Annotated in this window: 8 protein-coding genes, 3 tRNA genes and 3 rRNA genes; 13 read left to right on the forward strand and 1 reads right to left on the reverse strand. The window is 38.0% G+C overall.

Features of this window, described 5'->3' with window-relative positions; all coding sequences use genetic code 11:
- Positions 1-320: 320 nt before the first annotated feature.
- From fabA to A1OE_RS00405, 12 genes are all read left to right on the forward strand, one after another.
- Positions 321-902, forward strand: coding sequence for a bifunctional 3-hydroxydecanoyl-ACP dehydratase/trans-2-decenoyl-ACP isomerase (fabA, locus tag A1OE_RS00350; protein ID WP_015087821.1), 582 nt, complete (start codon positions 321-323; stop codon positions 900-902).
- Positions 903-913: 11 nt separating this feature from the next.
- Positions 914-2137 (forward strand): beta-ketoacyl-ACP synthase I, encoded by a 1224-nt coding sequence (gene fabB, locus A1OE_RS00355; RefSeq protein ID WP_015087822.1) that lies wholly within the window; start codon positions 914-916, stop codon positions 2135-2137.
- A gap of 89 nt (positions 2138-2226) precedes the next feature.
- Complete coding sequence (locus A1OE_RS00360) at positions 2227-3036, forward strand: enoyl-ACP reductase FabI (protein ID WP_044283174.1); 810 nt, start codon at positions 2227-2229, stop codon at positions 3034-3036.
- 620 nt (positions 3037-3656) lie between these two features.
- Entirely contained in the window at positions 3657-4409 is a 753-nt protein-coding gene (locus tag A1OE_RS00365; protein ID WP_015087826.1) for a 16S rRNA (uracil(1498)-N(3))-methyltransferase, read from the forward strand.
- A 95-nt stretch (positions 4410-4504) separates the two neighbouring features.
- Positions 4505-5290, forward strand: a complete 786-nt coding sequence (locus tag A1OE_RS00370; protein ID WP_015087827.1) for an outer membrane protein assembly factor BamD — start codon at positions 4505-4507, stop codon at positions 5288-5290.
- 1212 nt (positions 5291-6502) lie between these two features.
- Positions 6503-8590 carry an NAD-dependent DNA ligase LigA gene (gene ligA, locus A1OE_RS00375; protein WP_015087828.1) on the forward strand — a complete coding sequence of 696 codons (2088 nt, stop codon included), beginning with the start codon at positions 6503-6505 and terminating at the stop codon, positions 8588-8590.
- A 1088-nt stretch (positions 8591-9678) separates the two neighbouring features.
- A 16S ribosomal RNA gene (locus tag A1OE_RS00380) occupies positions 9679-11167 on the forward strand.
- Positions 11168-11311: 144 nt separating this feature from the next.
- Positions 11312-11384: transfer RNA gene (locus A1OE_RS00385), tRNA-Ala, on the forward strand.
- Between the two features lie 49 nt (positions 11385-11433).
- A tRNA-Ile gene (locus tag A1OE_RS00390) sits at positions 11434-11510 on the forward strand.
- A 409-nt stretch (positions 11511-11919) separates the two neighbouring features.
- Positions 11920-14670: ribosomal RNA gene (locus A1OE_RS00395) — 23S ribosomal RNA — on the forward strand.
- A gap of 168 nt (positions 14671-14838) precedes the next feature.
- Positions 14839-14953: ribosomal RNA gene (gene rrf / locus A1OE_RS00400) — 5S ribosomal RNA — on the forward strand.
- The 16S, 23S and 5S rRNA genes sit together here with 3 tRNA genes alongside, the layout of an rRNA operon.
- Positions 14954-15015: 62 nt before the next feature.
- Positions 15016-15092 (forward strand) — tRNA-Met (locus tag A1OE_RS00405).
- Positions 15093-16148: 1056 nt separating this feature from the next.
- On the opposite strand, the gene ubiG is transcribed toward A1OE_RS00405, so the two are convergent.
- Positions 16149-16955, reverse strand: coding sequence for a bifunctional 2-polyprenyl-6-hydroxyphenol methylase/3-demethylubiquinol 3-O-methyltransferase UbiG (gene ubiG, locus A1OE_RS00410; RefSeq protein ID WP_015087833.1), 807 nt, complete (start codon positions 16953-16955; stop codon positions 16149-16151).
- A gap of 168 nt (positions 16956-17123) precedes the next feature.
- Between ubiG and A1OE_RS00415 the strand changes: the two genes are divergently transcribed.
- Positions 17124-18371, forward strand: a complete 1248-nt coding sequence (locus A1OE_RS00415) for an aspartate kinase (protein WP_015087834.1) — start codon at positions 17124-17126, stop codon at positions 18369-18371.
- The last annotated feature ends 1866 nt before the right edge of the window (positions 18372-20237 follow it).

Consider the following 20237-nt stretch of genomic DNA (forward strand, 5'->3'; position numbering starts at 1 on the left):
GTGCTAATCAGCATCATATTTAACATAATGCTGTTAAGCAGAATTGAGGTAATAAAATAAAGGTAAAAAGTTATTCGCGCTAATGCAGTTTGCAATATTTTGTTTGTTTCTAATGAATACAATTAAAAAATTGTATTTTGTTGTGCTGTGTAATTTTACTTTTAAAACCCAATCTATAAAGAGTTTTCTTTGAAATAAAAGCATTATTATGAAATTTTGCAAATTACTAATGCTTATTCTTCATAGATATTAAGTTTCAATGTAGTTTGTTCGGGATTAATTGAATATAGAGTGAGACTCATTTTGATTGCACTGCAAGTATGTATGCCTTGTTTACGATAAGAGTGACGGACCCACGAACGGCGAGGCAGGCTTTGGAACTAAAGAAGCGGAGTAGCTTTTCCTACAATGATCTTCTCGAATGCGCCCATGGACGCTTATTTGGCCCTGGTAACGCTCGACTTCCACTACCGCCTATGCTTATGTTTGATCGCATTACTCATATCGCTGAAGTTGGCGGTGCTAACGACAAGGGTGAAGTTGAGGCTGAGCTCGATATAAAGCCTGACCTTTGGTTTTTTCCATGCCATTTCGAGAATGATCCGGTAATGCCAGGATGCCTAGGCATGGATGCTCTATGGCAATTGCTTGGCTTTATGCTTGGTTGGCTTGGTGGGCATGGTGCTGGCCGAGCGATTTCAGCATGTGACGTTAAATTTAGTGGTCAGATTGTGCCTACAGCAAAAAAAGTGCGATATCATCTTGACTTAAAACGAATTATTAGCCGTAAACTATTTCTTGGTATAGCCGATGGATGGGTTAACTGTGATGATGTTAGGGTTTTTGAGGCTAAAGATATTCGCGTTGGTCTATTTGCTAACATAGCGGCCGCCGTAGCTTGACGGAGAACAAAATGCGACGCGTCGTCGTTACCGGTATCGGTGTCATTTCCCCTATTGGCAATGATAAGTTAGAAGTGACTAAATCTCTAAAAACAGGTCGATCAGGAATCACTTTTGCTCCCGAGTATAAAGAGATAGGTTTTCGTAGCCATGTACATGGTTCGTTAAAACTTAATCTTGATGAACGAATTGATCGAAAACTTTTAAGATTTATGGGAGACGGCGTTGGTTACAATTATCTTGCTATGGAAGAAGCTATCGCGGATAGTGGATTAGAAAATGCCGACATATCTAATCCACGCACGGGATTGGTAATGGGCTCTGGAGGTCCATCAACTCGTAATATGATGAAAGCTTTTGACACTGCGCGAGAAAAAACTCCAAAACGAATCGGGCCATACATGGTACCAAGGGTGATGTCTTCGACTAATTCTGCTAATTTATCAACAATTTATAAAATAAATGGCCTAAGTTATTCGATAAGCTCAGCTTGTTCGACAAGCTCTCATTGTATTGGTAATGGTGTAGAGCTAATCCAATATGGCAAACAAGATATAATTTTAGCTGGTGGTGGCGAAGAGTTACATTGGACCTTGTCAGTTTTGTTTGATGCTATGGGTGCGTTGTCTTCTAAATATAATCATTCACCAGAGAAGGCTTCACGACCGTATGATACAAATCGTGATGGATTTGTGATTGCGGGTGGGGGTGGCGTAGTGGTGCTTGAGGAATTTACACATGCTAAAGCCAGAGGAGCAAATATTTACGGTGAAGTTATTGGTTATGGTGCTACCTCAGACGGATCTGATATGGTAGCTCCTTCTGGCGAGGGTGGGTTACGTGCAATGCAATTAGCACTGGCTAATGTCCACGATCCAGTAGACTACATCAATACTCATGGAACTTCCACACCAGTAGGTGATATGGTTGAGCTGATTTCAATCTCCGAGGCATTTCGTAATCAAAATAAAATTCCATTAATTAGCTCTACTAAATCAATGACTGGGCATAGTCAAGGTGCAGCCGGAGTGCATGAAGCGATTTACACATTACTGATGATGAACGGTAATTTTATCGCTCCTTCGATTAATATTGAAGCAATCGAACCAGAAGCGGAGGCTATGCCAATTGTACGTGAGCCTATATTAGGTCAACACGTTAATATAGCGTTATCAAATAGTTTTGGGTTTGGTGGCACAAATGCAGTTCTTGCCTTTCGACGAGGAGACGTCTGAGAAGCTGGTTTGCACGTTTTTTGCTTAATAGACCAAGAAATTTCAATGAACCTGTCGCACTGTCGAGACATTGAAAAAACAGGAGATCTATGTCGAATTCGCCCTCTCCCCAGCCGATTATGGCCGGTAAGCGCGGGCTTATTGTCGGAGTTGCTAATGACAGATCGATCGCTTGGGGGATTGCTGCTGTACTAGCAGAGCAAGGTGCGGAGCTTGCATTTACCTATCAGAACGAGAGCATTGAGCGGAGAGTAAAACCGTTAGCTGATTCTGTGCACGCTGATATTGTATTGCAATGCGACGTCACTGATTATAATTCGCTTGATTCTGTAGTTAGTCAGATTAAGGATAGGTGGGGTAAAATTGACTTTTCTTTGCACGCTGTAGCTTATTCAGACAAGGCAGAACTTAAGGGAAAGTATTACGAAACATCTCGATCAAATTTTATTAATACTATGGATGTATCGTGTTTTTCGTTTACAGCTTTAGCACAACGTTTATCACCTTTGATGACAGATGGAGGCAGTTTGTTAACATTATCATACCTTGGAGCTGAGCGTAGCACACCAAACTATAACGTTATGGGTGTAGCTAAGGCAGCGCTTGAAGCGAGTGTGAGATATCTTGCCGTTGATCTAGGCCCAAATGGTATCCGCGTGAATGCATTGTCGGCTGGTCCAATGCGTACTCTAGCAGGTTCTGCTATCGCTGATGCGCGTTATACTTTCCGTTTTTCTAAAAACGTAGCACCGCTGGGGCGTAATGCAGCTTTAGAAGAAGTTGGTCGGACTGGATTGTATTTATTATCACACTTGTCTTCGGGTGTGACTGGTGAGGTAGTTCATGTAGATGGTGGTTTTCATTCTGTAGCTATTCCACGGCCCACTAGACAAACATAGTAAAATAGTTAATGTATTAAATATTTTACTATGTTTGGATTATTATAAATTTTACATTTACTATAAGTACTATTGTAGTTTTATCAATTATAAAACATTTTATCTAATCTTATTTGTTTTTCTTAAAGAAGATTTTTTAAATCCAAACCACTAAAATAGTATATTATCTAAAGAATGATTTAAATTATAGATCTTATAAAATAAGATGTAATTATTCAACAAGTAAATTATTTTTTTCTTAATGTTTAAATTGTAAAAAATTATGCTATAAATAATTTTAATAAAAAGCTGTAGCTTTATGCATTTGTTGTAAATATGAATTGAAAGAATTATTGGCAATATTGTTAGTTTTTGGAAAAACAAACCAATCGTTTAGATTAAATTTTAATTTTAGTATCTAAAATGATAGCAATATAGAAAATTAATTCTAATCAATAATTTTTTGTAGCTAAATTTCCAGTAGTCGCATAAAGAATGAAAATTCTTTTTTTTGAAAAAAAATTAATTACAAATAATAAAATTTATGACTTAAATATAATTACATCTTTCGTTTAATAGAGCTGGTTTACAGCTAGTATATTTACCTAATACTACAATAAAGGTTGGCTATATAGCGCTTAATGAAAAATGGAATTGAAACACGCTTGTATGTTAACTCCTCACTAAATGGAGTTGAGATATTCTCTCTTAAACAGAAGCAAGTTCATTATTTAAAAAACGTTTTAAGACTTGGCCTTGGCGATGAAGTAGCACTGTTTAACGGTTATGATGGTGAATGGAGAGCAAAGATTATCAAAGTTGCTAGGCAGTCAGCTGATCTTTGTATCGTAGAACAAACACGTGAGCAGAGCGATGAGCCAGATGTTTGGCTCGCTTTCGCTCCAATCAAGCGTAATCGTATTAATTTTACAGTTCAAAAAGCAACGGAGCTTGGCGTTATGCTACTCTGGCCGGTGATAACGCATCGTACCATAGTTAACCGAATTAATATTAAGCGCATGCGTTCTAACGTTATTGAAGCATCAGAGCAGAGTAATCGACTTACTATCCCAAAAGTTTGTGAATTAGATAATTTTAATAACTTGATTGATTCTTGGCCAATTGATCGTGCTATGATTGTAGCTAACGAAACTGGTGGCACACCAATTGCTGAAATGATATCTATGGACGTAGATTTTTCTATGAAAAAAGTAGGATTTTTGATTGGGCCAGAAGGTGGATTTGCTAAATTAGAACTTGAACTATTAAGCAAACTACCCTTTGCCAAACATGTTAGTTTAGGAAAGCGTTTACTGTGCGCTGATACTTCCGCATTGGCAGTGCTTGCCATATGGCAAGCACTGCTATTTTGTAGTTTGAATAGACATAATTAATTGATCTTTGTACTTGAATATGCGAGTTTTTTAATTGCTTTGATTGAATTATTAATTTACTTGGCTTCTGGGTTAATAAGAATGTGTACGCAACAATGCTATTAGTCGAACGTATAGCGAATATTGCATCATTAACAGCTATTACATTAAGATTTTTTTTTGTTGTTTTAGGTAGTATTTTGTCGGCGTGCAGCACAAAACATACTCCAAAGTATGTTGAACAAACTGTCGATGAATTGTATAATAATGCTTATAATGCAGCACTTTTGGGCAATTTTAAAAAAGCAGCTTCTTTATTCGATGAGGTTGAACGACAGCATCCGTATTCTGTTTGGGCAAATCAGGCGCAGATAATGTCTGCATATGCGCTTTATCAGTCAAACAAATATGATGACGCGCTGGCAGCACTGGATCGTTTTATTCAGCTTAATCCAGGTAATCACAATGTTGATTACGCACTTTATCTCAAAGGTTTATGTTACTATGAACAAATTGTTGATGTGGAACGCGATCAGAAATTAACTAGCGAGGCCCTTTCTTCCTTTGAAGAGTTGGTTAAACGCTTTCCCAATTCAAAATATGCTCGTGATGCTAATTTCAAGATTGACTTAGCTCTTAATCATTTAGCTGGTCAAGAAATGAATATTGGACGTTGGTATATGCGTCAAGGACAATATCTTTCTGCTATTAATCGCTTTCAGCATGTTATTACAGAATTTGATACCACTGAACAGTTGCCTGAAGCGTTGATGCGCATGGCAGAGTGCTACATGACTCTAGGTTTGGTTGAGGAAGCTAAGCGTACTATTTCAGTGCTTGGGTATAATGATCTTGGATCGAAATGGTACGAACATGCTTATTCATTGCTGAATAATGATTAAGCACGATCAAAGTATCGATAGAATCGATACAGCATATTTCAATTAGCAAAAATGACCATTGTAAAATACTAGTCAATGTCGCGATTCGTTTAATGCATTGTAAATTAACTATTTATTGTACGCTGTTGTTCAACAGGCAATGATTTAACTAAAGAGAAAGAAACTTTTTGATAATGACATCACTGATTAATCTATGACACTTTTGTCGAGTTTTGGGTAAATCTAATTCAAACAGTGTATCAAGGCATTTATGCTTTGTTTGTTTAAATTAGATTTAGTTATTTGCCATGCAATCCTTTGATTGATGAAGTAAATTAAATGTTTATAATGTTTTTTACATTAGACTAGACGGTCTAATTTTAGACGGTGATAGCAATTCTGTTGCAATCATAGCTCGCTTCTAATCTAATAACTTAAGTAGATTTGCTTAACAGTTAAATAACCTTTAACAAATAACTTGCGTATTTTTTATTTTACTTGATAAATGAAATATGAGTTCTGTCAGGACTAAACTTAAAAAAAGGATTTCTATCTTTCGGCAGACCTAGACGATAAGTCCTGTAAAACTAAGTGCAGGATTGCACGTTAATAGATTACAATAAAGATTTCTTAGTTGCTTCAGCTAGCATCAAACTTGATAACATAGCAGCTCAATTTAGTAAATTGATATTTTAAATCAAAATTTTCAGTGGACAAGCAAAATTAACGATTTACACTGGTAGTGCTTTATGTAAGTTGCCTAACTTAATCTATACAAAAGCTAATTATTGCATTTAACAGTTTGATTAATTGATTACCGGAAAGGAAGTTGAATAATATTAACTAATATACTCCTTCCTTAAAGGATAATATAAAGTTATAAATGAATTTTAAGCTCTAATTTTTTTATTTTTTTAACAAAGTGATTTTAATTAAAATTTTATTGTTGTGTTAAATAAAGCCTCTCAAGGTTATCATAGCAACCTGCAGCTTCAAATGAATAACTATATATTGCCAGTTATTATGCTTATTAAATATTTCAATGAATAAATAGGAGCTTAACGTTCAGCTAATCAAAAAAGTTTTGTGCTTTAAAATCTTTTAAAGATATTAAATTTGCTGATAATTTTTATCTCTACATTAAGAGAATTTCTAGAAGATAATAAAGGGAGGCAAAACAATTTGCGACTTTGCTAAAACGTAAGATATCTACTATTAAAGTAAATCATTCTCATGGATTATATTAAATATAAAGCAATTGAAGAATTGAGTGAATCGGAAGCGAAAGAAGAGCTAGCTCGCCTAGCTAAACTCATCGCTAAAGCAGATGTACTTTATTATCAGAAAAATACGCCTAGTATGAATGACTGGGAATATGATCAATTACGCTTGCGTAACAAGGCAATTGAGCAACGATTTCCAGAGTCGAAAAGATATGATAGCCCAAGCGAGATCGTAGCACCTGGACCAGCGAAAGGCTTTACCAAAGTTCGCCACGCTCATCCAATGTTGTCGTTAACTAATGCTTTCGACGATGAAGATGTTAAAGAGTTTACATGTCGTGTACGTCGTCTCCTTAAGGTTCCCAATGACACCCCTATTGCTATGATGGTTGAGCCCAAAATTGACGGTTTATCAATTTCTTTGCGCTATGAAAATAGCAAACTAGTTCAAGGAGCAACTCGTGGCGATGGCATGGAAGGTGAAAATGTTACGCGTAATCTTGAAAGTATTAAAGAAATTCCTAAAATTTTGCCAAAAAATGTACCAAAAGTTCTCGAGGTGCGCGGCGAAATTTATATTAACAAGGATGATTTTCTTGCTTTAAACAAACGCCAAGCGAATGCTGGTGCTAAGCTTTTCGCTAACCCACGTAATGCTGCTGCTGGCTCTCTCCGGCAGCTAGATCCTCAAATTACTCGAACCAGACCTTTGCGATTTTTTGCATATTCTTGGGGGGGGGTTAGTAATTTTTACGCTGATACCCAAGAAGAATGTCTTAAGGATTTACGACAATGGAATTTTACTATTAATCCACTATCTGAACTGCATGACAATGTGGAGGATGTGCTTAAAGTTTACTCAAAGATTGCTGCAAAGCGTTGCAACTTACCTTATGAAATTGACGGAGTGGTTTACAAGATTAACAGAATTGATTGGCAAAATCGGCTTGGCGTGATTAGTCGCTCACCGCGTTGGGCTATTGCTCACAAGTTTAAAACTGAGCAAGCCAGCACTGTTTTGCGCGAAATTGTTATTCAGGTCGGCCGTACTGGTAGCTTAACTCCAGTCGCTCGATTGAAACCGATAAAAGTTGGTGGTGTGACTGTTACTAACGCAAGTTTGCATAACGAGGATGAAATCTACCGCAATGACATCCGGGTGGGTGATACTGTAATGATTCATCGCGCAGGTGATGTAATTCCTCAAGTGATTGGAGTGATTAATGATAAACGACCAAATAATTCACAGCAATACATATTCCCCAATTATTGCCCAAGCTGCGGCTCTAAAACAGTCCGGCTAGATGATCAATCGACGCGCCGCTGCAGCAACAGCATAAACTGCTCTGCTCAGGCGATTGCGCGATTAAAACATTTTGTTAGTCGTGAGGCTTTCGACATTAACGGCTTTGGTGCAAAACAGATATCACAATATTATGATTGGGGAATAATTGATACTCCAGCTAGCATTTTCCGACTTAGGGAACATCGTAATAAGCTTATTGGTGATAAAGAAAGTAAGATACTATCTACTGATAAATTGTTAACAGCCATTGAGAGAAGACGAGTGATAAGCTTAGAGCGTTTTATTTATTCCCTGGGAATTCGCCAAGTAGGAAAAAGTATGGCTGGGGTACTAGCTAATCATTACGGTGCTATAGATACCATGCGCTGTGCACTAATGCAAGCAGTTAAAATGACAAGTAATGCTTATCTTGAGTTGATCAATATCAATCATGTTGGAGATGCATTAGTCAATGAATTAATTGATTTTTTCGCTAATTTTTACAACAGAAAATTGATTGATGAATTAATCAAAGAAATTACAATTAAAGAACTTAAGGCACCTCAAGTATCTGATAATTACATTGCTGGCAAAACCATGGTTTTTACAGGTACCCTGCAGAGTTTTCGGCGCGATGAAGCTAAATCATTAGTAGAATCGCTTGGTGCTAAGGTTGTTACATCTGTGTCAAAAAAAATAGATTATATTGTAGTTGGAGTAGATCCAGGCTATAAGGCAATGCAGGCCAGGGGAATGGGTATCACAGTATTAACTGAAGAGGAATTATTTGGTTTGATTAAACTTATTTCTTAGAGGATTACTTTTAAGTAAGGCAAGTTTACAATATGTGATTATTTGCCAGTTATGTGTGCAGAATGAGAATATAAAGCGTGACAGATGTTTTTTGTATTTTAGTTCTGATTAAGTTACAGCTTGTACTTTTTTTGGTTATATTGAGTAAATTTATCTATAATTTTTTTAATGTTAAAATTTTTAACATTAAAAAATATTAATGTAGTAATCAAATTTAATCTATTAATATAGATATAGATATATCTATTAATGAATACGGTCAAAAATCGTATTCATTAATATTAAGCTTATAAAATTAATTTAAAATTGGTTGATTAAGTAATAAAAATTATTCTCAATGTTATATCTATAATCTAGTCTTTGGAGATATTTAAATCTTAATTCGGCAACAGTAGCAAACTGTAAATAGTTTTAAATTTTTTTTGTAATTTTGTTATATATTGTTAAATGACAGAATGAATTAATTTTTTTTTTGTGCAAAAGTTTGTTTAAACTTCCCTTCCACAATAAGTTCTTCAATATTTTATACTTTCCAAAATGGCTCTGCATATATCCCAAAGTAACGTTAATACCTTGAACAAAGATCCTTACGAGAAATGTACAATAAATTGTTGGTGAGTTAAAATAATTGCATCACCTAGCTTTTTTTTACGTAAAATACTTGTTTTCTGAAGATGGTATAGCTATATCGATCCTTCTTCTGCTAACGCAGCATTTTTAGTGAATGAGCAACAGATAGTTTGAATATTCTGCAGTATCGCTTATATAGCTTTATTGTTACTTGTGAGTTAATGATTTTTAAATTGCTTTTTGACATTGTTTGTGAAGATGAAAGGGATGCGTGGGCGGCGGTTTGTTTGGTTTTACCAGATTACAATCAAATTAAGCGACGAATTGCTAGCTTGATTGTTTTCCTTTTGGCTTTTGTTTAGTTGTAAAAATCGCCAAAAAATTTATGCCTTCCATAGCATCCTTCCTATGCTCGTTTTAAATTTATAGACAGTATTGGTATGTTAATTTTTGAATGTTATGGATGGCTCTTGTTGAAGTTTATCTTTATTAGTTTGATACCTAATAAAGTAAGCAATCAACCTGAGAGTTTGATCCTGGCTCAGAACGAACGCTGGCGGCATGCCTAACACATGCAAGTCGAACGGCTCTTTATAGAGTAGTGGCGCACGGGTGAGTAACGCGTGGGAACCTGCCTTAAGGTATGGAATAACGGCTGGAAACGGCCGCTAATACCATATAATCCCTAAGGGGGAAAGATTTATCGCCTTAAGAGGGGCCCGCGTCTGATTAGCTTGTTGGTGAGGTAATGGCTCACCAAGGCTTTGATCGGTAGCTGGTCTGAGAGGATGATCAGCCACACTGGGACTGAGACACGGCCCAGATTCCTACGGGAAGCAGCAGTGAGGAATATTGGACAATGGGCGAAAGCCTGATCCAGCAATGCCGCGTGTGTGATGAAGGCCTTAGGGTTGTAAAGCACTTTCGCCGATGACGATGATGACGGTAGTCGGATAAGAAGTCCCGGCTAACTCCGTGCCAGCAGTCGCGGTAATACGGAGGGGGCAAGCGTTGTTCGGAATTACTGGGCGTAAAGGGCGCGTAGGCGGTTATGTAAGTTGGAAGTGAAATCCCTGGGCTCAACCTAGGAACTGCTTTCGATACTGCATAGCTCGAGAGCGGGAGAGGGTAGTGGAATTTCCAGTGTAGAGGTGAAATTCGTAGATATTGGAAAGAACGCCAGTGGCGAAGGCGGCTACCTGGCCCGTATATCTGACGCTAAGGCGCGAAAGCGTGGGGAGCAAACAGGATTAGATACCCTGGTAGTCCACGCTGTAAACGATGAGTGCTAGACGTTGGAGGCTTCGTCCTTCAGTGTCGTCGCTAACGCATTAAGCACTCCGCCTGGGGAGTACGGCCGCAAGGTTAAAACTCAAAGGAATTGACGGGGGCCCGCACAAGCGGTGGAGCATGTGGTTTAATTCGAAGCAACGCGCAGAACCTTACCAGCTCTTGACATGGAGGGTGTGGTTATTGGAGACAGTAACCTTCAGTTCGGCTGGCCTTCACACAGGTGCTGCATGGCTGTCGTCAGCTCGTGTCGTGAGATGTTGGGTTAAGTCCCGCAACGAGCGCAACCCTTACTGCCAGTTGCCAGCGGTTAGGCCGGGCACTCTGGCGGAACTGCCTGTGAAAAGCAGGAGGAAGGTGGGGATGACGTCAAGTCCTCATGGCCCTTATGAGCTGGGCTACACACGTCCTACAATGGCGGTGACAATGGGCAGCAAAAGGGTGACCTAGAGCTAATCCCCAAAAGCCGTCTCAGTTCGGATTGCACTCTGCAACTCGAGTGCATGAAGGTGGAATCGCTAGTAATCGTGGATCAGAATGCCACGGTGAATACGTTCCCGGGCCTTGTACACACCGCCCGTCACACCATGGGAGTTGGTTTTACCCGAAAACGGTGAGCTAACCGTAAGGAGGCAGCCGATCACGGTAAGGTCAGCGACTGGGGTGAAGTCGTAACAAGGTAGCCGTAGGGGAACCTGCGGCTGGATCACCTCCTTTCTAAAAAAAACTGGCTAAATTTAATAGCCGCCGCCAGCGCATCTCTTTCATTGGGGTCGACTTAAACTAAAAAAACTTTGTTGCACGTATTTTTGAGCGTTGTCCTATAAATGTTTTGACGCACCCAATAAATTAAAAAAAAGGGGGGGCGTAGCTCAGTTGGGAGAGCGGCGGCTTTGCAGGCCGTAGGTCGTCGGTTCAATTCCGTCCGCCTCCACCCATTGCAACTTAGTGCGTAGCAGCATTAAGTTTTTATTACTTTATCTGGGCTAGTAGCTCAGTTGGTTAGAGCACACGCTTGATAAGCGTGGGGTCGGAAGTTCAAATCTTCCCTAGCCTACCATTTTACTTGCTAATCTAGATAATTAAGTTGGATAATTAGAGCATAATTATTAAAAGTTGGATCTCGTATGGAAGCACATAAGTTACCTGTATTGCGGTATGGGTAGCCTGTAATAGCAGGCTTTTTGTTTTTTAGACATGGTTAATAGAGTGTTGACCCAGTTTTTTTTAAAAAATCTTTTAGAACTGCAAAGTTGTTAAGATTTGTCAAAACTGGGTTGGTGCTGACTGTAATGCTGAGCGGTTCTGCTTAAATGGCATTTTTGTTAGTTGTATAAATAGTTTTAGTAGTTTTATAAGTGCTAAGATTTTTAATTGTCTTAGTACGGATATCACCGCTTTTACTCTAGTTTTTGTTATAATCATTAACAAAATATACAATGCATGCGTTGTCCGTTGGAGGTGGGATCGGTCAAGCGTCTCAAGGGCGTTTGGTGGATGCCTTGGCATCGAGAGGCGATGAAGGACGTAATACGTTGCGAAAAGCTTTGGGGAGCTGCGAATAAGCTTTGATCCAGAGATTTCCGAATGGGAAAACCCGACCCTTTAGGGTCATCGTTGTATAAATGCATAAAGCAACGAAGCAAACCCGGTGAACTGAAATATCTAAGTAACCGGAGGAAAGGACATCAACCGAGACTCCGTTAGTAGTGACGAGCGAACGCGGACCAGGCCAGTGGCAATTGCAAGAAAACGGGAACTTTCTGGAAAGTTAGGCCATAGTAGGTGATAGCCCAGTACCGGTATTGCTTGTTTTTGCCCGTGAGTAGATCGAGGCACGTGAAACCTTGATTGAATATGGGGGGACCACCCTCCAAGCCTAAGTACTCCTCGATGACCGATAGTGAACTAGTACCGTGAGGGAAAGGTGAAAAATATCCCGATAAGGGAAGTGAAATAGATCTGAAACTGAACGCCTACAAGCAGTGGGAGCCTCTTTAAGAGGTGACCGCGTACCTTTTGTATAATGGGTCAGCGAGTTAATTTGACGAGCAAGCTTAAGCCGTTAGGTGCAGGCGTAGCGAAAGCGAGTCTTAATTAGGGCGTTAAGTTCGTTGGATTAGACCCGAAACTGAGTGATCTAGCTATGGGCAGGTTGAAGGTGCGGTAACACGCACTGGAGGACCGAACCCACGTCTGTTGAAAAAGGCGGGGATGACCTGTGGCTAGGGGTGAAAGGCCAATCAAACTCAGAAATAGCTGGTTCTCCGCGAAAGCTATTTAGGTAGCGCGTTGCGTGATTACCGTCGGGGGTAGAGCACTGGATAAGCTAGGGGGTGCGAACCTTACCAAACCTAACCAAACTCCGAATACCGACGAGTATAATGCAGCAGACAGTCCATGGGTGCTAAGGTCCGTGGACGAGAGGGAAACAGCCCAGACCTCCAGCTAAGGCCCCTAAGTGGCAGCTAAGTGGGAAAGGATGTGGGAAGGCCAAGACAACCAGGAAGTTGGCTTAGAAGCAGCCATCCTTTAAAGAAAGCGTAATAGCTCACTGGTCTAAATAAGCCCGCCTGCGCCGAAGATGTACCGGGGCTCAAGCGGCCCGCCGAAGCTGAGGATTCAGTTGATACAAGAACTGAATGGTAGCGGAGCGTTCCGTAAGCCTGCGAAGGGATTTTGTAAAAAGTCCTGGAGGTATCGGAAGTGAGAATGCTGACATGAGTAGCGACAAAGAGTGTAAGAAACACTCTCGCCGTAAGTCTAAGGGTTCCTGCGCAAGGTTAATCCGCGCAGGGTTAGTCGGCCCCTAAGATGAGGGTGAAAACCGTAATCGATGGGAATTAGGTTAATATTCCTAAACCTGGTGGTAGTGACGGATGCTGAAAATGGTTTTTTCTTATTGGATTGAAAGAGCTGTCTAAGTGTTCCAGGAAATAGCTCCACCTTTAATAGACCGTACCCAAAACCGACACAGGTAGACTGGTAGAGAATACCGAGGCGCTTGAGAGAACTATGTTGAAGGAACTCGGCAAAATGCCCTCGTAACTTAGGGATAAGGGGGACCTTTTATTGGGCAACCAGTGGAGGGTGGCACAGACTAGGGGGTAGCGACTGTTTACTAAAAACACAGGACTCTGCTAAGTCTTCCAGACGAAGTATAGGGTCTAACGCCTGCCCGGTGCCGGAAGGTTAAGAGGAGAGGTGCAAGCTTTGAATTGAAGCCCCGGTAAACGGCGGCCGTAACTATAACGGTCCTAAGGTAGCGAAATTCCTTGTCGGGTAAGTTCCGACCTGCACGAATGGCGTAACGACTTCCCCGCTGTCTCCAACATAGACTCAGCGAAATTGAATTCTCCGTGAAGATGCGGAGTACCCACGGTCAGACGGAAAGACCCCGTGCACCTTTACTACAACTTTGTAGTGAAATTAGAAGATTAATGTGTAGGATAGGCGGGAGGTTATGAAGCACAGGCGCTAGTTAGTGTGGAGCCGACCTTGAAATACCGCCCTTTAATTTTTTGATTTCTAACCGAGATCCGTTATCCGGATCCGGGATCCTGCATGGTGGGTAGTTTGACTGGGGCGGTCGCCTCCTAAAGAGTAACGGAGGCGCGCGATGGTAGGCTCAGGCTGGTCAGAAATCAGCCGTTGAGTGCAATGGCACAAGCCTGCCTGACTGCGAGGCTGACGGGCCGAGCAGAGACGAAAGTCGGTCATAGTGATCCGGTGGTACCGCGTGGAAGGGCCATCGCTCAACGGATAAAAGGTACGCCGGGGATAACAGGCTGATACCCCCCAAGAGTCCACATCGACGGGGGTGTTTGGCACCTCGATGTCGGCTCATCACATCCTGGGGCTGTAGCTGGTCCCAAGGGTTCGGCTGTTCGCCGATTAAAGTGGTACGTGAGCTGGGTTTAGAACGTCGTGAGACAGTTCGGTCCCTATCTGCCGTGGGTGTTCGAGACTTGAGAGGAGCTGTCCCTAGTACGAGAGGACCGGGATGGACACACCTCTGGTGGACCGGTTGTGGCGCCAGCCGCATCGCCGGGTAGCTATGTGTGGAAAGGATAACCGCTGAAAGCATCTAAGCGGGAAGCCTCACTCAAAACTAGGTCTCGCTTGAGAACCGTGGAAGACTACCACGTAGATAGGCTGGGTGTGGAAGCGTGCTAACACGTGAAGCTAACCAGTACTAATCGTTCGATTGGCTTGATCGATCACACCCCAACTAACTTTGTGATTAAATCCGTCTGCCTCCAACGGCTAGCGTGTGATAAAAATAATGCGCAACTGGCAGCATATGGACAGCATCTAGATGATTTTAGTATTTACATTAATACTTAAATTACTTTTTTAATTAATGACCTTTATGTTAGATTTCATGACCTGGTGGTTATAGCGAAGGCATTACACCCGATCCCATCCCGAACTCGGCCGTGAAAACCTTCAGCGCCAATGGTACTGCGTCTTAAGGCGTGGGAGAGTAGGTCACTGCCAGGTCTTGTAATCTGTAGATTGTATTTTATGATGTTGATGTGTTTGTAAATAAAAAGCTTTATATCCGCGGGGTAGAGCAGTCCGGTAGCTCGTCAGGCTCATAACCTGAAAGTCGCAGGTTCAAATCCTGCCCCCGCAACCATTTTATTTATGGTTTAAATTAGAGACATTTTTCAACATTTTTTTACGTTTTTTTATTGTCTTGTTTAACTGAAGAATATTTTATCTAGTTACATCAGTAAATTTTTATTAAATTGAAAATAAATGTTTTTTCACTTTATCCATCTGCCAGTTGATGTTTTCTATTATCTTAGTTAGGTAATTGATATAAAATTGTTTTGTTAAGTATAATTCTTGGGCTTTTGTACGAAGTTCTATTCTTTTTTTATCAAAAAGATAAAAAAAGAATAGAACTTATAATATTAATTTTTCCAGTCCTTGTATTTGTAGTATAAGTTGATTATCGATTTGATGATATTTTTAGTTAATGTTTACTGCTAGTTGGCATAATTATCCAAACATTATACTTGTTTTTTTTTAGATTATGTAAAAAGGTTTTTATCAGTTATTGTCTTGTTATTTCAAAAGATAATTTAGCAAAACTCAACTCTTATTGATAAACATTATGAAATAAATCTAGACAAATATCTTTGTCCTACGGTGGAGTAGAGGATTTTAAATGCTCGTCGCGAAATTATTTTAATAACTATTCAAATTTTACTTATCTTAATAATAATTAATTGTTAATTTAATTAAATTTTTAATTAATTAATTTCCCTATGAGCCTTTTAATCTTTTTTTTTCTAATGTAGAAATAACTTATAAAAATAATAATGTAAATATTTGTTGCTAAATTAATTAGTGAGTCGATGTTCCTTTTGTGTGTTTAGTATATTTTACCTAATTATTATATTGATTCTATTTGGGAGTATATCTTTGAAGTAAAGTATGAATCTTGACAATCATCAAGAATCTAATTAGTTATGACTGAGGTTGTTTAATTTGTTAGTGGGATTTGTATAAGGTGAATAGCTGTATTTGTTAGTATATTTAATAACAAGTACAGCCTGTAATATTACGATAAAGTTGTTTATTGGTCTAGAATAATGCTGTAAGTTATTGTTTTACGATACAACTTTAATCTCATTAGTAAAAAAAATCTTTCTTTATTGAGGAATTGGGTTATTTTAATAAATGATTAAACTTTTTTTTGAGCTATTACCGCATAATTTATTCGCACATTTGTAGATAGCGCAAAAGTATTCTCGTTTAGCTTAAATGTGAATCCAAAAGCTGGATGTACGTTGAAGTTAATTTTCTTTAGCATTTCTGTAAGCTCTGACGGTGTCAAAAAATTATTCCATCTATGGGTGCCCAGAGAAACCCAGCGCAAGATGTATTCTGCCCCTACGATTGCTTTTATATAAGAGCAGAAAGTTCGATTAATTGTAGTTATTATAAGAATTCCCCCTGGCTGTAACAGTGATGCTAAAGCATTTAAAAATAGTGATTTTTCATTCACATGCTCAATAACTTCGCTAGCTATTATCGCGTCGAAATTATCATCTTTGTCAACTAGATCTTCGGGTGCTGCAATTCGATAATCAATATTTAGTCCCATCTTCAGCGCATGATCAATGGCGATAGCTATCCCTGCAGAATCAGCGTCTATACCAATTACTTTTGCTCCTAGTCTAGCCATTGGCTCCGACAGTAATCCGCCGCCACATCCAACATCAAGCACTTTAAGACCAGCTAGTGCTTGAAGTGTGCTGGTGTTTTTTCCTAGTGGGGCTAAAAAGTCTTTAATCAATTGCATACGCACGGGTACTAAGCAGTGCAAAAGCCAATAATGCTTCTCTGGATCCCACCAGTATTCGGCGATTTCTGCAAAATTATTGATTACGCCTATGTCGAATGTATTATGCGTAATAGTATTGTTCGATGCTTGTTGGGTTTGATTAGATTGGGCTTTGTTTATTAGGCGGAACAAAGATTTCAGCATGATGAATTTATCCGTAAAAGTATACAAGTAATCTATTTGCTACTCAATTAATGTTAAGTACTATAAGTGGATTTTAATATTATCAGCAATAATTTGTTTATCAAAAACTGTGTTAATTAGAGCACTAAAAATACATAATATATCCAAAATAATCGGAGTCAGTAAACGATGGCACGCATCGTTATGAAGTTTGGTGGTACTTCTGTCAGTAACACAGATCGTATAAAGAATGTCGCGTGTCTTGTCAAAGCCGAAGTTGATCTTGGTAACGAAGTTGCGGTAGTAGTTTCTGCTATGTCTGGAACTACAGATCAGCTTGTTGTTTGGACTAATGCTGTTGCACAAATGAAAGGCAGCAGCAGAGAATATGATGTAGTTGTTGCTTCAGGTGAGCAGATAACTGTTGGGTTACTAGCATTAGCGTTACAAAATTTAGGTGTAAAAGCTAAATCTTGGCTTGCTTGGCAGATTCCTTTTTATACTGACTGCGTTCACGGTAACGCTCGTATTGTCAGGATTGATACTAGTATTATACGAAAGGATTTTGGCGAAGGCAAGGTAGCTGTCGTTGCTGGTTTTCAGGGCATTGCACCCAATAAAAGTATTACCACGCTTGGACGTGGAGGGTCAGATACATCTGCTGTAGCTTTAGCTGTTTCATTGGAAGCTGATCGATGTGACATATATACTGACGTAGAAGGAGTTTACACAACTGATCCACATTTTATTACAAAAGCACGCAAGATAGATTTTGTTGCACATGAGGAAATGCTAGAACTGGCATCTCAAGGAGCAAAGGTGCTTCATACTCGAGCAGTTGCCGTGGCAGCTCTGCATGGTTTGCCTATCCAAGTTCTTTCTAGCTTAGATAAAAAGCCAGGCACATCGATAGTTGAAGAGGGAGAATTAGTGGAAAAGCAGGTTGTCACCGCTATTGCTTACAGCACTGATGAAGCTAAAGTAACGTTAATCGGACTAACTGATTGTCCTGGAGTAGTTGGTACAATTTTCGAAGCTCTAGCTGACGCAGATATTAATGTTGATATGATTGTTCAAAGCGTTAGCCAAAGTGGCAATTTTGTAGATCTTACATTTACCGTTAGTTCTAGTAATATTAATCTTGTTTGTAATGTCCTTAATGTTTTAAAGAAAGATCTAGGATATATAGATATTGTTTATAACACAATGGTTTGCAAAATTTCGGTGGTTGGAGTCGGTATGCGTAGCGAGCCAGGTGTAGCTAAAATAATGTTTCGTACACTCGCAGAGTGTGGTATTAATATTCAATTAATTAGCACGTCAGAGATCAGAATTAGTGTGCTGATATCTTCTGGTTATCTTAAGCTTGCTCTGCAAGCTCTTCATACTGCTTATGGTTTAGATGCTAATTGTAAGTTTATTAAAAGTAATAATTAAAATTTATTATTTACTTTGTACTATAATGAGATTTTTGTTAAAAAATGCTTTTACTATTTATTATATTAATTGAATAAACTAAGAAATAGATAGCTATCCACAGTTTATATTTTAACAATGTTTGAAAAATATTTACCTTACTAATTCCAAATAGTTAGAAACTAGCTGATATTTTTTTAATTAAATTCTAGCTATATAATAATTTATTTGCAGTCGCATTTTATAGTTACGTTTGTTCTTAATTATGTGCTGTTAATAATTGTTTGTTGTTAAATTCGTTAATACTTTCTGGAGAAAGAATTGTTATATGGAATTATAATTCTATTCTTGGGGTGAATAATTTAGTGATTAGTATCAGCGGATAAATTGTTCTCACGAGAAATTATGTTATTGACGGTCACTCTTGTATACCAAAACTAGGAAACAACAAGTTATTTTGGCTTAATATTAATACAATTAAAATTATATAATCGTATGTTATTCTATTTTTAAAGAATTCGTTACTTATTAGGTCTATTTTGGATAAATATTATACATGTTGCTTTATAGTTCTTGTTATACAAGAGTATAGTAATTTACTCATTGCTAATGTGTTTTGTATATAGTTAAATCAATTCACAGAAGTAAAGAAATTTAACTTTATAAATTAGTATTTATTTTTAAAGCAATAGTTTGCTGATTTATATTATGAGAATATTTTTGGTTTTCTATAATGATAGAATCAATGCCTTCTCTATTTATTATCAGTTAACTTGTTTATATTATTTTTTTTAAAAACTTAGTAGCTGTTAATCAGAATTCTGAAATTCTTTGTGATAAAGAATAAACTTTATATTAACTGCATGATGCATCTTAAAATTAGAAAGCAAGGCACAATTTTATTAACTGTTCTTTTGTTTGCGACAGAGATATACTATTAAATTACGTTGTACTGTATAAATTAGTATGATAATATTGTGGAGTAGCTAGGCAAACAGCAAAAATAATGTATTTATTCAATTCTGCTTAATGTATCAGTTATAAGATATTTGTAGTTATCTACAATTGAATATGTTTTTTTTGACAAAAAAATACCTGAACAAATTATTATCCATGAAATTATTTTTAATTTAATTTTTAAAAAAATAAGAAAACATTAAGATTTTGTTTTTATTTAGTATTTTATAAAATTTTTAAGTTTAATTACTGATATTTTAAACTTATTGTAAGATTTTGCCTTAAATTAATTTAATTAATGATAATGTTTTTTGCGACATATAAAGGATAAGTTTCTGAGATAAACCTCCCCGAATATTTTCTTGAAGATTTCACAAATAATACAATGCATAATCATAATATCTTTTCTTTATGCTTATACAATAAAGTGTTTGACGATTATCGTCTGTTAAGTAATTCCATTTTGGCTAAATGCTGGTTGGAAAATATCGATATAGATATCACAGCTTATATACATAAGTATATAACATTTTACTGCTTTGAAGGTTAGTTAAGTTGGTTTTATTACTAGGAAAATTTACAACTATAACACTAATTAGTACTAATATATGCTGTATTTCATAGATTAGATTTTGAGTATATAAGTACCAGTCATTGAGCAAAAGCTTAATTAATCTGACCACCTGTATAAAATACTTTTTCCTTTAATAATATTCGACAAGCTAATTTTGATCCTTAAGATGAGGATGATGTTTCTGTTACTCGCTGTTATTTGTATAATAAGTATCTATTACTTCAGTTATGATAGTTGATGTGAGGATACAAATCGTTTGACAACCTTATCCTAATTTCGCCCTTTGGCTGTTTAGCTGTATTGATTGCTGATTTGCTATTAATAGCTATATTGCTTTCTTCTTTGCTATCAAATGA

The organism is Candidatus Endolissoclinum faulkneri L2 (genome assembly GCF_000319385.1).
GTDB lineage: Bacteria > Pseudomonadota > Alphaproteobacteria > Thalassobaculales > Thalassobaculaceae > Thalassobaculum > Thalassobaculum faulkneri.

What these genes read in the sequence shown, in the direction of transcription:
- fabA (WP_015087821.1), top strand. Translation starts at nt 321, where the DNA reads ATGTATGCCTTGTTTACGATAAGAGTGACGGACCCACGAACGGCGAGG.
- fabB (WP_015087822.1), top strand. Translation starts at nt 914, where the DNA reads ATGCGACGCGTCGTCGTTACCGGTATCGGTGTCATTTCCCCTATTGGC.
- A1OE_RS00360 (WP_044283174.1), top strand. Translation starts at nt 2,227, where the DNA reads ATGTCGAATTCGCCCTCTCCCCAGCCGATTATGGCCGGTAAGCGCGGG.
- A1OE_RS00365 (WP_015087826.1), top strand. Translation starts at nt 3,657, where the DNA reads ATGAAAAATGGAATTGAAACACGCTTGTATGTTAACTCCTCACTAAAT.
- A1OE_RS00370 (WP_015087827.1), top strand. Translation starts at nt 4,505, where the DNA reads ATGCTATTAGTCGAACGTATAGCGAATATTGCATCATTAACAGCTATT.
- ligA (WP_015087828.1), top strand. Translation starts at nt 6,503, where the DNA reads ATGGATTATATTAAATATAAAGCAATTGAAGAATTGAGTGAATCGGAA.
- ubiG (WP_015087833.1), bottom strand. Translation starts at nt 16,955, where the DNA reads ATGCTGAAATCTTTGTTCCGCCTAATAAACAAAGCCCAATCTAATCAA.
- A1OE_RS00415 (WP_015087834.1), top strand. Translation starts at nt 17,124, where the DNA reads ATGGCACGCATCGTTATGAAGTTTGGTGGTACTTCTGTCAGTAACACA.